Here is a 14,588-nt window from a genome sequence, read left to right on the forward strand (position 1 = left end):
ACGCCTCCCCTAGCCCGATCCGGCACCCACTCCGAATCTTGGACGTCTATCGTCCGCAGCGGACGACAACTGTCCAAGGTCCCGGCGAACAGGGGACGACACAGGGGCGGCGCGGTCAGCCGAGGAGCCCCACCAGGGCGTGGACGGCCGGGTTGGTGGTGTCGCGGGGCCAGGCGAGGGCGACGTCCACCGTGGGGGTCGGCGCGGTGAACCGGCGCAGCCGTACCCCCGGCACCTTCAACGCCCGCGCGCGACCGGCGGGCACGGCCGCTATCACGTCGCCCTGCGCCACGGCGCGCAGCAACTGCTCGTCGTCGGGCTCCTGGCGGACCAGCCGGAAGCCGCCGCCCGGCCAGACCTGCGCGATGGTCCGGTCGAACATGCCGGGGCCGTTGTCGCGGGGCCACATGACGGCCGGCAGGTCCACCACCTGGGCCCGGGTGATCCGGCGGCGGCCGGTGGCCAGCGGATGCCCCGCCGGCAGGGCCAGCAGCAGCTCCTCGGTGTCGACGGTGCGGCACGCGAGCACCGGCTCGTCGACCGGCGGGCGGACGAACGCCGCGTCGAGCCGGCCGGCGAGCAGCCCCGCGACGTTCGGCGCGGTCCAGGCGGTCTCGGCGGCGACCTCCACGTCGGGGTGGGCGGTGCGGAACCGGGCCACCAGGGTGTCCACCGGGCCGCCGCGGGCCGACCGGGTGTACGCGAGCCGCAGCCGCCCGCCCCGGCCCTGGACCAGATCCCTGATGCGGGCGGCGCCGGCGTCGACGTCGGCGAGCAGCCGGGCGGCCTCCGCCGCCACCCGCTGCCCCACCTCGGTCAGCGTGCAGCCCCGGCTGGTGCGGTGCAGCAGCGGCACGCCGAGCTGGCGTTCCAGGGCGCGGATCTGCTGGCTGAGCGCCGGTTGGGCGATGTGCAGGCGGGCGGCGGCCCGGGTGAAGTGCAGCTCCTCGGCGAGCACCGCGAAGTAGCGCAGCCGACGCAGGTCCGACCAGGCATCCATCCTCGGATCATAAGCGCCGCTTATCGCCGCCTGCCCGTTCCATCTTGGACGCCCGACCGGGCGGCCGGCCACGATCCGAGCAACGACCGGAAGGAGCAGGCGATGACGGAACGGGTGGACGTGGTGGTGGTCGGTGGCGGGATCATCGGGCTGACCGCCGCCGTGACCCTCCAGCAGCGGGGCGCGCGGGTGACCGTGCTGGCGGCGGACGACCCGGCGGACACGGTGTCGACGGTGGCCGCCGCCGTGTGGTACCCGACCCACACCGACGAGGACCCCCGGGTGCTGCGCTGGGCGAGCGAGACGCACGCGGAGCTGGGCCGCCAGGCGGGGGCGGGCGTGCCGGGGGTGGTGGCCCGGCCGACCCGGATGCTGCTGCGCCACCGCTACCAGGGCCCGCCGTGGTGGGCTGCGGCCACCGGGGACCTGGTGGTCGACCCGGCCGGGGCCCCGTACACGGCGGTGCTGCGGTTCACCGCGCCGACGGTGGAGATGACGCCGTACCTGGGGTGGCTGGCCGAGCGGATCGAGGCCGGCGGGGGGCGGGTGCTGCGCCGCCGGGTGCGGGGCCTCGCCGAGGCGTTCGACGTCGCCCCGACGGTGGTCAACGCGACCGGGCTGGCCGCCGGCCGGCTCGCCGCCGACCCTGCCGTGCACCCGGTGCGCGGGCACCTGGTGCTGGTGGCGAACCCGGGGCTGACCACGTCGGTGCGCGACGAGGACGACCCGGCCGGGATCACCTACGTGCACCCGCGCCGGCACGACGTGGTGCTGGGCGGCACGTACCAGCCGGGGGTGTGGGACACCGGGCCCGACCCGCGGACGGCGGCGGCGATCCGGCGACGGTGCGTGGCGCTCGTGCCGGAGCTGGCCGACGCGCCGGTGCTCGGCGAGCGGATCGGGCTGCGCCCGGCCCGGCACGGCGGCCCGCGGGTGGCGGCCGAGCCGGCGGGTCCCGCCGGGGGCCGGCTGGTGCACGCGTACGGGCACGGCGGCGCGGGGGTCACCCTCTCCTGGGGGTGCGCGGCCGAGGTGGCCCGCCTCGCCCTGGACGGCTGACCGCCGGCGCCAGGCGAGACCTGGGCCGGGCTCAGCGCAGCAGGCGGAACAGCACCAGGTAGCCGCAGTAGGCCAGCGGCATGAGCAGCACGCAGGTCACGAACCCGAGCGGCACGAACCGGGGCGGCGGCCCGTCCGCGCCGAGCGCCGGCCGCCCCCACCGGCCGAGCACCAGGTAGCCGGCGACGAAGCAGAGCACGGGCAGCGCCCCGCAGGTGGCCACGTAGACGGCCCCGGCGCTGGCCACCACGCCCGCGACGGCGAGCAGCACCACCGACAGCGCGACGCCGGCCGCCGCGCACGCCGCGTACACGGCCAGGGCCCGCGCCAGCGGCGACCAGGTTGGCAGCAGCGGCGGTCGGCGGCCGACGGCCTCCGTGACGCCGATCAGCCGGTCGGCCTCGTCGGCGAGCCGCCGGGCCTCGGCCAGCTCCGCGCCCGGGTCGACGCCCTCGGCGCGGGGCCCGGGCACCCCGGCCGCCGTCGGCACCGCCACCACCGCGCCGGTCGTCGTCGCACCCCGGGGGTACGCCCCGACGCCCGGCCGCCCCGGCGCGGCGGCTGCGCCGCCGACCCCCGCCGTCCCCGGCTCCGGCGCCGCGCCGGGCGGACCCGCCTCGGCCGCGGCCGGTGGGGTGGCGGCCGGTGGGGCGGGGGGCTCGCCGGCGGCGGGCGTCGGGTCGGCGGTGACGCCGGCGGCCTGGCCGAGCTGGTCGAGGCGGTGGGACTGGGCGTCGAGGCGTCGGGTGAGCTGGTCGAGCGTCGCGCGCAGGGCCGAGCGGCGGCGGTCGGCGGCGACGGCGTCCCGGTCGGTCTCGCGGCGCTGGTCGGCGAGCTGCCGGGCCAGGGCGGCGTACTCGGCGAAGGTGGCCACGGCTCAGCGCTCCTCGTCCCGTTCGTGCCCCGGCCCGGTGAACGGCACGATCAGCCGGGTGCGCTGGTCGTGCCGGTCCACCAGCAGCGCCCGGTCGGGGCGCGGGGTGTAGGCGAGGTCGTGCTCGCCCAGGTGCAGCCCCAGCTCCGCGCCGGGGACGTTCAACGCGACCAGGCAGGCGACGTCGTCGCGGTGGTGCGCCCCGCCGAGGTCGTCGGCGAGCCGGCGCAGCCCCCGCCACCAGCCCAGCAGGTGCACCCCGCGGCCCGGGCCCGCGCGCAGCAGGGCGCGCAGGTCGTCCAGGCCGGAGCGGAACGTGGTCGGGTCGGCGCCGGCGAGGGCGGCCGAGGCCGCGTCCGCGCCGAAGATCACCAGGTAGGTGCGGCCGGCGGCGCTGGGCCGGTCGGCGGCAGGCTGGCTGGCGGCGGCGAGGGCCGCGATCCGGTCGCGCAGGGCGGCCGGGTCGAGCCGCTCCACCGGGTGGCCGGCCGCGGCGAGCGCGGCGGCGGTCGCGTCGGCCACCGGGTCGACGGCGGCGACCAGCCCGGCGAGCAGGAACCGGGCCCCGCCGGGGGCGTGCTGCCGGCCGAGGCCCAGCGCGGCGGCGCGCAGCACCTCCGCGCCGACGGCCGAGGTGCCGACCACGGCCAGGTGCCGGCCCGGGGTGGCGTCGAGGGTGAACGAGGCGGGGCTGTTCGCCACGTCGACGACGCGGCCCACCAGGGCGACCGGGGGCCCGTCGCCGGGGCGCAGGGCGGCGAGGGCGGGATCGTCGTCCGGCCGCGCCGGATCGTATCCCCGGAAGACGGTGGGTGCGGCGGACCCGGCCGGCCGCTCGCGCCACAGCTCGTGGCGCAGCCGGGCCAGCTCGGCGCGGGCCGCGTACGCGTCGGGGAAGCGGACCAGGGTGTCGGCCCCGGCCGCCCCGGCGGCGGTGTTGAGCACGGCCGCGCCGATCGGCAGCGCGTCGGCGGCGGTGTTGAGCGCGTCGAGCACTCCCCCGCCGCCGGGCAGGGCCACCCGCAGCGGAAACTGCCCGAAGATCGCCTCGGCGCGGCCGTACAGCGACTCGATGCCGGCGGTGGACTGGCTGGCCAACACCAGGTGCACCCCGTACGAGCGGCCCTTGCGGGCCAGCTCCTCCAGCAGGTCGACGGCCTGGCGGGCGACGGCGTCGGTGCCGGCGAGCAGCACCTGGAACTCGTCGACGACCGCCACGATCCGGGGCACCGCCGCGTCGCGGGGCAGGTCGGCGAGCTTGGTGACGCCGTGCCGCTTGAGGACGCTCGCCCGCCGGTTCAGCTCCCGGCGCAGCTCCCGCAGCACGGCCAGGCCGTACTCCCGGTCGCTCTCGATGCCGACGACGCGGGCGTGCGGCAGCCAGGACGGGTCCCGCTCGGTGGGCACGAACTCGGTGAAGCTCACGCCCTCCTTGAAGTCGAGCAGCCAGAGCTGGAGCTGGTCGGGGGCGTAGCGGGCGGCCAGCCCGTAGAGGGCGTCGAGCAGGAACACGGTCTTGCCGGCGCCGGTGCGGCCGGCGACCAGCCAGTGCGGGGTGGCGTCGTCGAAGGCGACGGTGACCGGCTGCCGCCCGGCCCGACCGACCACGGTGGACAGCCCGGCGGCGCTGGTCGCCGCCCAGCGGCGGGCCGGCAGCAGGTCGGCGAAGGCGGGCGGGGTGTCGCGGCGGGCGGCGGGGGCGAGGTGCGCGGCGAGGGCGGCCACGGTGGCCGGCGGCAGGTCGCCGTCGAGCACGACGGGGGCGGCCAGCCCGGAGCCGTCGGCGCTGAACGGGTGCCCGGGTGGGTCGCCGACGAGGGCGTACCGCTGCATCAGGCGCAGCGCGGTGGCCGCGCCCGGCGGCGGCGCGTCGGACCCGGCGGGGCTCTGCTGCCCGGCGACGCCTGCGGGCCCGGCGGGCCCGCGGTGGCCGGCGAGCAGCACGCAGACCGCGGCGGACGCCCCGGCGTGGGTGAGCGCGGCGAGCCGGGCCAGCTCGCGGGGGCCGGGCGCGGCGGCGGCGACCAGCACCAGCAGCTCGCGGGCGGCCGGGTCGGCCGCCTGGGCGGCCCGAGCGTGCCGCTCTGCCTCGTCGAGCAGCGCGGCGACCTCGGCGGCGGTGGTGGCGGTCGGGGCGAGCACCCCGGCGTCGAGCAGCGGGCGCAGCGGCAGGAAGGTGGCCCCGAAGGCCACCGTGTCGATCCCGGCGACCCGGACCGTGCCGGGCGGGGCGGTGGCGAGCAGGCGCAGCACCACCGCGCGCAGCAGCTCGCCGACGCGCGGGTCGCGGGCGTCGGCGTCGACGGTGAGGTGGCAGCCGCCGCCGAGCGGGACGAGCACGGGGAAGCCGCCGTCCAGTGTGGTCGCCTCGCCGACGCGGATCGGCGCGGGCGCGCCGGTCAGCGCGGTGACGCCGGGGGTGGGGGCGGCGAGCCGGCCGCCCACGGCGGCCAGCCGGGCGACGACGTCGGCGGCGGTGGGGGCGGCCGGGCCCGGCGCGCCGAGAAAGCGGCGGGCCCGGTCGAGCCGCTCGCGGGCCTGCCGATGGGCGCTGACCGCCTGACCGTACGCCGACGCGAGCCTGCCCACCCTCTGCTGCCCCCCACGCGCGATGGCCGTCTGGTCCAGCGAACCCTAACGGACGCGCGGCGGCGTCGGACAGTCCGCCGCGGCACCCGTGGCGACGGTGCCGACGGGGGCGGCCGGCGGCCGGGGTGGCGCCGCCGGCCGCCGGCCGTCTCCGGGTGCGCGGGGTCAGCCGGTGACGGCGGTGAGCGCCGGCAGGTAGCCCAGCCGGTAGCCGTCGGCGTTCGGGTGGTACGCCTCGATGACGCCGGTGACGTCGCGGATCCACGGCGCGGCGGCGCAGACGCCGTGCCCGGCGAAGTAGGGGCGGGCGTCGGCGAAGGTGGCCCCGGCCGCGGCGGCCCGGCCGGCGGTGATCGAGGCGAGCAGGTCGGCGGCGTCGTTGATGATGGTCCGCTTGTAGGCGCTCATCGCCAGCGCGCCGCAGGAGGTCGTCTCGAACAGGCGCGGGTAGCCGAGCACGACGAGCCGGGCGTTGGGGGCCTTGGCGCGGATCGCGGCGTAGGTGCGGTCGAGGCGGCCGGGCAGCTCCGTGGTGGCGAAGGCCCTGGCCTCGTCCACCGCGCCCTCGCAGGTGCTGGTGCTGCCGAACCGGCAGCTCGTGATGACGTCGACGAAGCCGGCGTCGTTGCCGCCGATGGTGATGGTGACCAGGGTGGTGCTGGCGCTCAGCGCGTTCACCTGCTTGTTGATCACGTCGGCGGTGACCGCGCCGCCACAGGCGGGGAACGCGAAGCTGGCGACCTGGTGGGCGGCGGCCCAGAGCGGGGCGTACGACTTGTCGCTGCGCAGGCAGGTGGACAGGTCGTACGGTCCGGCGCCGACGCCGGAGGAGTACGAGTCGCCCAGCGCCACGTAGTTGATCGCGGCGGCGGCGCGGCCGGGTTTCGCGGCCTGAGCGGCCTGGGCGGCCTGTTCGGCCTCGGCGGCCTGGGCGGCCTGGGCGACGCCGGGGGCAGCCGCCGCGCCGAGGGTCGCGGCGAGCAGGGCGGCCAGGGCGGTCAGGGCGCGGGCCAGCGGGCGGTGGGGCATGGGGAACCTCCGCGGGGGCAGGGGTGGTGGATCCTCGGAACCGCGCGCGTGGCCCAGGGGTGGTGGTTACTGGTCGGTAATGCTATCGAAACATTTCCATCGAGGGAATAGGGCGCGGACCGCCCGCCCGGGACACACCCGTTTACATCTGTCGATTAGGTTTGCCGGCGTACACCCAACGGAGGGAGTCCATTCCGTGCGACGTGTTCTCGCGGCGGCCATCGCCGCCCTGACCGTCTCCACCGCCGGCACGGTCGCGGCCGGCGCACCCGGCCACGCCGCCGCCCGATCGGGCTGGGGCCGGCCGGCAGCCGCCCAGGCCGCGCCCGCCCCCGGCAGCCCCGGCCTGGGCGACAGCTACTTCCCCGACTACGGCAACGGCGGGTACGACGTCGACCACTACGACGTCCGGCTGCGCTACGAGCCCGCCACCGACCAGCTCTCCGGCACCACCACGATCCTCGCCCGGGCCACCCAGGACCTGTCCCGGTTCAACCTGGACTTCGTGCTCGGCGTCCAGTCGGTCAAGGTCGACAGCTACCCGGCTGCCTTCGCCCGCGAGGGCGCCCACGAGCTGGTGATCACCGCGCCCCGCCCGATCGTCGCCGGCCAGTCCCTCACCATCGTGGTGCAGTACGCGGGCGTGCCGTCGCAGACCCGCGTCGACGGCTGGACCGGCTGGACGAAGACGGCCGACGGGGCGCTGGCCGTCAACGAGCCCGAGTCGGCCTGGTGGTGGTACCCGAGCAACGACCACCCCAGCGACAAGGCCACCTGGGACGTCTCCGTGTCGGTGCCGACCGGCGTCGAGGTGATCAGCAACGGGGTGCAGCCCCGGCCCCCGCTGGCCGAGCCCGGCAACCGCACGCGCTGGGGCTGGCGCAGCGCCACGCCGGGCGCGACGTACCTGGCGTTCCTCGCGATCGGGCAGTACGACATCGTCACCGACACCGCGCCGAACGGGCAGCCGGTCGTCAACGCGTACAGCACCACGCTGGGCGCGCTCGGGCCGGCCGCGCGGGCCAGCATCGGACGCACCGCCGAGATCGTCGACTGGGAGAGCGGGATCTTCGGGCCGTACCCGTTCGAGGCGCAGGGCGGCGTCGCCGCCCCGGCCAACAGCATCGGCTTCGCCCTGGAGACGCAGACCCGCTCGGTGTACGGGCCGGGCTTCTGGCGGCGCGGCTCGAACACCTACGTGGTCGTGCACGAGAACGCCCACCAGTGGTTCGGCGACTCGGTCTCGGTCGCCGACTGGAGCCAGATCTGGCTCAACGAGGGCTTCGCCAGCTACGCCGAGTGGCTCTGGTCGGAGGAGCAGGGTGAGGGCACCGCGCAGGAGTGGTTCGACTTCACCTACGCCAGCTACCCGGCCGACGACGAGTTCTGGCAGGTGCCGCCCGGCGACCCGGGCGCGAACAACGTCTTCGACGGCGCGGTCTACGACCGGGGCGCGATGGCCCTGCACCAGCTCCGGCTGGCCGTCGGCGACGCGGTGTTCTTCCGCATCCTGCCGGCGTGGACCGCCGCCCACCGCCACGGCAACGGCACGATCGCGCAGTTCCAGGCCCTCGCCGAGCAGGTCTCCGGCAAGGACCTCGACGCCCTGTTCACGACCTGGCTGTTCACCAAGGGCCGCCCGGAGCTGACGGCGGGCGGATCGGCGGCCCGCGCCGCCGCCCCGGCCGCCCCGGTCAAGCCGAAGTCGTGGGCGAAGGTCCGCGAGGCCCACGACCTGCTGCACTGACGCGCCGGCGGGCCGGGACACGAGGTCCCGGCCCGCCGGGCGGGGCCGTCAGCGGGCGGCCAGCGGCTGCCGCGCCGGGTCGACCGGGGCGGGCAGCTCGCCCACCCCGCCCAGGTAGGAGTGGATCGCGGCGGCTGCCGCCCGTCCCTCGGCGATCGCCCAGACGATCAGCGACGCGCCCCGGTGCATGTCACCGGCGACGAAGACGCCGTCGGCGGCGGTCTGCCAGTCCGGCCGGGCGTCGACCGCGCCCCGGGCGTTGCGGGCCACCCCGAACTGCGCCAGCAGCGGCTGCTCCTCGGTGCCCTCGAAGCCGATCGCCAGCAGCACCAGGTCCGCCGGCAGCTCCCGCTCCGAGCCGGGCACCGCGGTGACGATCCGCCGCCCGTCGCGCTTCTCGACGGTCACCTCGGCGATGCGTACGGCGCGCACCTGGCCGGTGCCGTCGTCCACGAACTCCTGCACGGCGGCGGCGAACACCCGCTCGCCGCCCTCCTCGTGCGCCGGGTAGCTGCGCAGGATCCACGGCCAGGTCGGCCACGGGTCGCGCGCGGCGTCGCGGGCGTGCGGCGGCTCGGGGTATAGGTCGAGCTGGTGTACGCCGGCCGCGCCCTGCCGGTGCGCCACGCCGAGGCAGTCCGCGGCGGTGTCGCCGCCACCGATGATCACCACGTGCTTGCCGGCGGCGTCGATGGGGGTGCCGTCGGGCAGCACCGCGAGGGCCGGCCGGCCCTCGCCCGCGGCGGCGACGACGCGGTTCGCGGCGACCAGGTGCGCCATCGCCTGGTGCACGCCGCGCAGCGCCCGGCCCGGGGTCTCCGGGGTGTCCCGGCCCTGCAACGCGCCGCAGGCGAGCAGCACCGCGTCGTGCGCCTCGCGCAGCTGCTCCGCGGTCACGTCGACGCCGACGTTCACGCCGGTGCGGAACCGGACGCCCTCCGCCTCCAGCTGGGCCAGCCGCAGGTCGATGTGCTGCTTCTCCAGCTTGAAGTCGGGGATGCCGTAGCGGAGCAGCCCGCCGATCGCGTCGTCGCGTTCGTACACCGTCACGGCGTGGCCGGCGCGGGCGAGCTGCTGGGCGGCGGCCAGGCCGGCGGGCCCGGAGCCGACCACGGCGACCGACCGGCCGGTCGGGGCCGCCGCCGGACGCGGCGCGAGGCCGCCCCGCGCCGCCGCGTCGGCGATCTCCACCTCGACCTGCTTGATGGTGACCGGCTGCCCGCCGCCGATGCCGAGCACGCACGCGGCCTCGCAGGGCGCCGGGCAGAGCCGGCCGGTGAACTCGGGGAAGTTGTTGGTGGCGTGCAGCGACTCCACCGCGGCGTCCCAGCCGCCGGTGCGGACCAGGTCGTTCCAGTCCGGGATGCGGTTGCCCAGCGGGCAGCCGTCGTGGCAGAACGGGATGCCGCAGTCCATGCAGCGGGTGGCCTGCTCGCGGATCAGCGCCTCGCCGGCCGGCGGGTACACCTCCCGCCAGTCGGAGATCCGCACCGGCACCGGCCGGCGCGCGGGCAGCCGCCGGTCGTAGCGCAGGAAACCGTTCGGGTCAGGCACGAGCCACCTCCTGGGCGACCGCCCGCGTGGCGGGCGGCACCGGCGCGGCGGGCGCGCTCAGCGCGCTCATCACCGCGTCGTCGACGTCACGGCCGGCGGCTTCGGCGGCCCGCATGATCTCCAGCACCCGGCGGTAGTCCCGGGGCACCACCGCGGTGAACTCCTCCACCGCCTCCGGCCAGCGCTTGAGCAGCGCCTCGGCGACCGCCGAGCCGGTCTCGGCGAAGTGCCGGTGCACCAGCTCGTGCAGCCGGTCGGACTCCTCGTCGCGCAGCGGGGACAGGTCGACCAGCTCCGTGTTGACCCGCCGCTCGTCGAGCCGCCACACGTACGCGGTGCCGCCGGACATGCCGGCGGCGAAGTTGCGCCCGGTCTCGCCGAGCACCACCACCGTGCCGCCGGTCATGTACTCGCAGCCGTGGTCGCCGACGCCCTCGACGACCGCCACCGCGCCCGAGTTGCGCACGGCGAACCGCTCGCCGACCCGGCCGCGCAGGAAGACCTCGCCGGCCGTGGCCCCGTACAGGATGGTGTTGCCGGCGATGATCTGGTCCTCGGCCCGCTCCCCCGGCGCGGCCTCGCCGTCGACGAACGGCGCGGCGGCGTCCGGGCGGACGACGAGCCGGCCGCCGGAGAGCCCCTTGCCGACGTAGTCGTTGGCGTCGCCGTGCAGCCGCAGGGTGACCCCGCTGGGCAGGAACGCGCCGAAGGACTGCCCGGCGGTGCCGCGCAGCAGGAACTCGATGGTGTCGGCGGGCAGGCCGGCCCCGCCGAAGCGGCGGGTGACCTCGCCGCCGAGCATCGCGCCGACGCTGCGGTGCTCGTTGCGCACCGCCACCTCGACCCGCACGGGCGTGCCGTCGGTCAACGCCGGCTGGGCCAGGGCGATCAGCTCGTTGTCCAGCGCCAGCTCCAGGCCGTGCTCCTGGGCCCGCACGCCGCGCCGGGCGGCGTCGGCCGGCAGCTCCGGCAGGTGCAGGACGCGGCCGAGGTCGAGGCCGTGGGCCTTCCAGTGGTCGATGGCCGGCACGACGTCGAGCAGCTCGGTCTGCCCGATCGCCTCCTCGATCGAGCGCAGGCCCAGCTCGGCGAGGTAGCCCCGGACCTCCTCGGCGAGGAAGAGGAAGAAGTTCTCCACGAACTCCGGCTTGCCGGTGAACCGCTCGCGCAGCACCGGGTTCTGGGTGGCGATGCCGACGGGGCAGGTGTCGAGGTGGCAGACCCGCATCATCACGCAGCCCTCGACGATGAGCGGGGCGGTGGCGAAGCCGAACTCCTCCGCGCCGAGCAGCGCCGCGACCAGCACGTCCCGGCCCGTCTTGAGCTGGCCGTCGACCTGCACGGTGACCCGGTCGCGCAGCTTGTTGAGCAGCAGGGTCTGCTGCGCCTCGGCCAGGCCCAGCTCCCACGGGGTGCCGGCGTGCTTGAGCGAGTTGAGCGGGGACGCGCCGGTGCCGCCGTCGTGGCCGGAGATGAGGATGACGTCGGCCTTGAGCTTGGCCACGCCGGCCGCGACGGTGCCGACGCCGGTCTCGCTGACCAGCTTGACGTGCACCCGGGCGGCCGGGTTGACGCACTTGAGGTCGTGGACGAGCTGCGCCAGGTCCTCGATCGAGTAGATGTCGTGGTGCGGCGGCGGGGAGATCAGGCCGACGCCGGGGGTGGCGTGGCGGGTGCGGGCGATCCACGGCCACACCTTGTTGCCGGGCAGCTGCCCGCCCTCGCCGGGCTTCGCGCCCTGGGCCATCTTGATCTGGAGGTCGTCGGCGTTGACCAGGTATTCGCTGGTCACGCCGAACCGGCCGCTGGCGATCTGCTTGACCGAGGAGCGGCGGGCCGGGTCGTGCAGCCGGTCGACGTCCTCGCCGCCCTCGCCGGTGTTGGACTTGCCGCCGAGGCGGTTCATCGCGATCGCGAGGGTCTCGTGCGCCTCGGCCGAGATCGAGCCGTACGACATCGCGCCGGTGGCGAACCGCTTGACGATCTCGCTGGCCGGCTCGACCTCGTCCAGCGGCACGGGCGGGCGGACGCCGGTGCGCAGGGTGAACAGCCCGCGCAGCGACCCGGCCTTCGCGGCCAGCTCGTCGACCTTGGCCGTGTACTGCCGGAAGACGTCGTACTGGCGGCTGCGGGTGGCGTGCTGGAGCAGGAAGACGGTCTCCGGGTTGAACAGGTGCAGCTCGCCCTCGCGCCGCCACTGGTATTCCCCGCCGACCTCCAGCCGGTCGGTCGCCACCGCGCCCGCCGCCGGCCAGGCCAGCGAGTGCCGGGCCGCCACCTCGGCGTGCACGCCGTGCAGGTCGACCCCGCCGATCGTGCTGGGAGTGCCCCGGAAGTAGCGCTCGACGAGGCGGGCGTCCAGGCCGACGGCCTCGAACACCTGCGCCCCGCAGTACGACGACACGGTCGAGATGCCCATCTTGGACATGATCTTCAGGACGCCCTTGCCGAGCCCCTTGACGTAGTTGCGCACCGCCTTCGCCGGCTCCACGCCGGTCAGGGCGCCGGTGGCGATCATGTCCTCGACCGACTCGAAGGCCAGGTACGGGTTGACGGCCGCCGCGCCGTAGCCGATCAGCACGGCCGCGTGGTGCACCTCGCGGCAGTCGCCGGACTCGACGACCAGCGCCACCTGGGTGCGGGTCTGCTCGCGGACGAGGTGCTGGTGCACGGCGGCCGTGAGCAGCAGCGACGGGATCGGGGCCAGGTCGGCGTTGGAGTCGCGGTCGGACAGCACCAGGATGCGTACGCCGTCCTCGATCGCCTCGGAGACGTGCCGGCAGATCTCGGTGAGCCGGGCCTTGATCCCGGCCCCGCCGTCGCGGACCCGGTAGAGCCCGGAGACCCGCACGGCCTTGAAGCCGGGCAGGTCACCGTCCTCGTCGATGGAGAGGATCTTGGCCAGCTCGTCGTTGTCGATCACCGGGTAGGGCAGCACGATCTGCCGGCAGCTCGCCGGGCCCGGGTCGAGCAGGTTGCCCTCCGCGCCGATGGTGTGCTGGAGGCTGGTCACCAGCTCCTCGCGGATGGCGTCCAGCGGCGGGTTGGTGACCTGGGCGAAGAGCTGGTGGAAGTAGTCGTAGAGCAGCCGCGGCCGGGTCGACAGCGGGGCGATCGGGGTGTCGGTGCCCATCGAGCCGAGCGGCTCGACGCCGGTGCGGGCCATCGGGGCGAGGAGGATCTTCAGCTCCTCCTCGGTGTAGCCGAAGGTCTGCTGGCGGCGGCGCACCGAGTCGTGGGTGTAGACGATGTGCTCGCGCGGCGGCAGGTCGCCCAGGTCGATCAGCCCGGCGTGCAGCCACTCCGCGTACGGCTGGGCGGCGGCCAGCTCGGTCTTGATCTCGTCGTCGGAGACGATCCGGCCGGCGACGGTGTCGACCAGGAACATCCGGCCCGGCTGGAGCCGGCCCTTGGCGACCACGGTGGCCGGGTCGAGGTCGAGCACGCCCGCCTCGCTGCCGAGCACCACCAGGCCGTCGGCGGTGCGCCACCAGCGCCCCGGGCGCAGCCCGTTGCGGTCCAGCACCGCCCCGACGACCTCGCCGTCGGTGAACGCGACCGACGCCGGCCCGTCCCACGGCTCCATGAGGCTGGCGTGGAACCGGTAGAAGGCGCGCTTGTCGGCGCGCATGTCGGGGTCGTTCTCCCACGCCTCGGGGATCATCATGAGCACCGCGTGCGGCAGGCTGCGGCCGGCCAGGTGCAGCAGCTCCAGCACCTCGTCGAAGTTCGCCGAGTCGGAGGCGGCCGGGGTGCAGACGGGGAACACCCGGCGGATGTTGCCGGGCAGGTTCGGGCTGCGCAGCAGCGCCTCGCGGGCCTGCATCCAGTTGCGGTTGCCGCGGATCGTGTTGATCTCGCCGTTGTGGGCGATGATCCGGTACGGGTGGGCCAGCGGCCACGACGGGAACGTGTTGGTGGAGAACCGGGAGTGCACCAGCGCGATGGCGCTGTCGACCCGCCCGTCGGTCAGGTCGGGGAAGAACTCGGGAAGCTGGTCGGGGGTGAGCATCCCCTTGAACACCATGGTCCGGCAGGACAGCGACGGGAAGTAGGCCGGCACGCCCCGCTCGGCGGTCTCCCGCTCGGCCTGCTTGCGGACGCAGAACGCCACCCGGTCCAGGTCGAGGCCGGACAGCGGGGAGCCGGCCGGGCCGGCGGGGGTGTCGGTGAGCCGGCGGGCGGCCAGGAAGACCTGCCGCACCCGGGGCATCGCCGCCAGGGCGGTCTCGCCGAGGCCGCTCGGGTCGGTGGGCACGTCCCGCCAGCCGAGGATCTCGGCGCCCTCGACCAGGGCGTACTTCTCCAGCACCCGGCGGGCGCGGGCCTCGCCGTCGTCGTCGGTCGGCAGGAAGACCAGGCCGGTGGCGTACTCGCCGGCGGGCGGCAGCGGGAAGTCGACGGCCTCGCGCAGGAACGCGTCCGGCACCTGGATCATGATGCCCGCGCCGTCGCCGGTGTTGTGCTCCGCGCCCCGGGCACCCCGGTGGTCCAGCCGGAGCAGCGCGCCGAGACCGTTGGCGACGACCGAGTGGGAGCGCCGGCCGTACAGGTCCGCCACGAACGCCACCCCGCACGCGTCGTGCTCGTGCGCGGGGTCGTACAGCCCGGCCGCGGGCGGGGCCGACTGCTGGCTGAGAGGGTACGGAAAGGCCACCGGGCCTCCTGTCGTCACTCAGGTTGGATCATGGTCGGGACGACGTCGGCCCTTATGGGTCTATTGAGTCTACGTTAGG

8 protein-coding genes are annotated in these 14,588 nt (G+C 76.1%); 2 read left to right on the forward strand and 6 right to left on the reverse strand.

What is annotated here, in order from left to right; genetic code table 11:
- Positions 1 to 115: 115 nt before the first annotated feature.
- Positions 116 to 1,000, reverse strand: a complete 885-nt coding sequence (locus tag ACFYWL_RS17315) for a LysR family transcriptional regulator (RefSeq protein WP_386973532.1) — start codon at positions 998 to 1,000, stop codon at positions 116 to 118.
- Positions 1,001 to 1,102: 102 nt separating this feature from the next.
- Here ACFYWL_RS17315 and ACFYWL_RS17320 point away from each other — a divergent pair, with 102 nt between their 5' ends.
- On the forward strand, positions 1,103 to 2,059 hold the full coding sequence (locus ACFYWL_RS17320; protein ID WP_386973535.1) for an FAD-dependent oxidoreductase: 957 nt from the start codon (positions 1,103 to 1,105) through the stop codon (positions 2,057 to 2,059).
- A 31-nt stretch (positions 2,060 to 2,090) separates the two neighbouring features.
- On the opposite strand, the gene ACFYWL_RS17325 is transcribed toward ACFYWL_RS17320, so the two are convergent.
- From ACFYWL_RS17325 to ACFYWL_RS17335, 3 genes are all read right to left on the reverse strand, one after another.
- Positions 2,091 to 2,933 carry a hypothetical protein gene (locus tag ACFYWL_RS17325; protein WP_386973538.1) on the reverse strand — a complete coding sequence of 281 codons (843 nt, stop codon included), beginning with the start codon at positions 2,931 to 2,933 and terminating at the stop codon, positions 2,091 to 2,093.
- A 3-nt stretch (positions 2,934 to 2,936) separates the two neighbouring features.
- Complete coding sequence (locus ACFYWL_RS17330; protein WP_386973540.1) at positions 2,937 to 5,522, reverse strand: FtsK/SpoIIIE domain-containing protein; 2,586 nt, start codon at positions 5,520 to 5,522, stop codon at positions 2,937 to 2,939.
- 165 nt (positions 5,523 to 5,687) lie between these two features.
- Entirely contained in the window at positions 5,688 to 6,551 is an 864-nt protein-coding gene (locus ACFYWL_RS17335; RefSeq protein ID WP_386973543.1) for an SGNH/GDSL hydrolase family protein, read from the reverse strand.
- A gap of 196 nt (positions 6,552 to 6,747) precedes the next feature.
- Here ACFYWL_RS17335 and ACFYWL_RS17340 point away from each other — a divergent pair, with 196 nt between their 5' ends.
- Positions 6,748 to 8,298 carry a M1 family metallopeptidase gene (locus tag ACFYWL_RS17340; RefSeq protein WP_386973545.1) on the forward strand — a complete coding sequence of 517 codons (1,551 nt, stop codon included), beginning with the start codon at positions 6,748 to 6,750 and terminating at the stop codon, positions 8,296 to 8,298.
- A gap of 48 nt (positions 8,299 to 8,346) precedes the next feature.
- Here ACFYWL_RS17340 and ACFYWL_RS17345 read toward each other — a convergent pair whose 3' ends face one another.
- Positions 8,347 to 9,852, reverse strand: a complete 1,506-nt coding sequence (locus tag ACFYWL_RS17345) for a glutamate synthase subunit beta (RefSeq protein ID WP_386973548.1) — start codon at positions 9,850 to 9,852, stop codon at positions 8,347 to 8,349.
- The gene (gltB, locus tag ACFYWL_RS17350; RefSeq protein ID WP_386973551.1) at positions 9,845 to 14,509 is read right to left on the reverse strand and encodes a glutamate synthase large subunit; all 4,665 of its coding nucleotides are present in this window, start codon (positions 14,507 to 14,509) and stop codon (positions 9,845 to 9,847) included. The genes ACFYWL_RS17345 and gltB overlap by 8 nt, the downstream gene beginning before the upstream one ends.
- Positions 14,510 to 14,588: the final 79 nt, after the last annotated feature.

The organism is Micromonospora sp. NPDC002575 (genome assembly GCF_042889525.1).
GTDB classification, from domain to species: domain Bacteria; phylum Actinomycetota; class Actinomycetes; order Mycobacteriales; family Micromonosporaceae; genus Micromonospora; species Micromonospora carbonacea.

What these genes read in the sequence shown, in the direction of transcription:
- ACFYWL_RS17315 (WP_386973532.1), bottom strand. Translation starts at nt 1,000, where the DNA reads ATGGATGCCTGGTCGGACCTGCGTCGGCTGCGCTACTTCGCGGTGCTC.
- ACFYWL_RS17320 (WP_386973535.1), top strand. Translation starts at nt 1,103, where the DNA reads ATGACGGAACGGGTGGACGTGGTGGTGGTCGGTGGCGGGATCATCGGG.
- ACFYWL_RS17335 (WP_386973543.1), bottom strand. Translation starts at nt 6,551, where the DNA reads ATGCCCCACCGCCCGCTGGCCCGCGCCCTGACCGCCCTGGCCGCCCTG.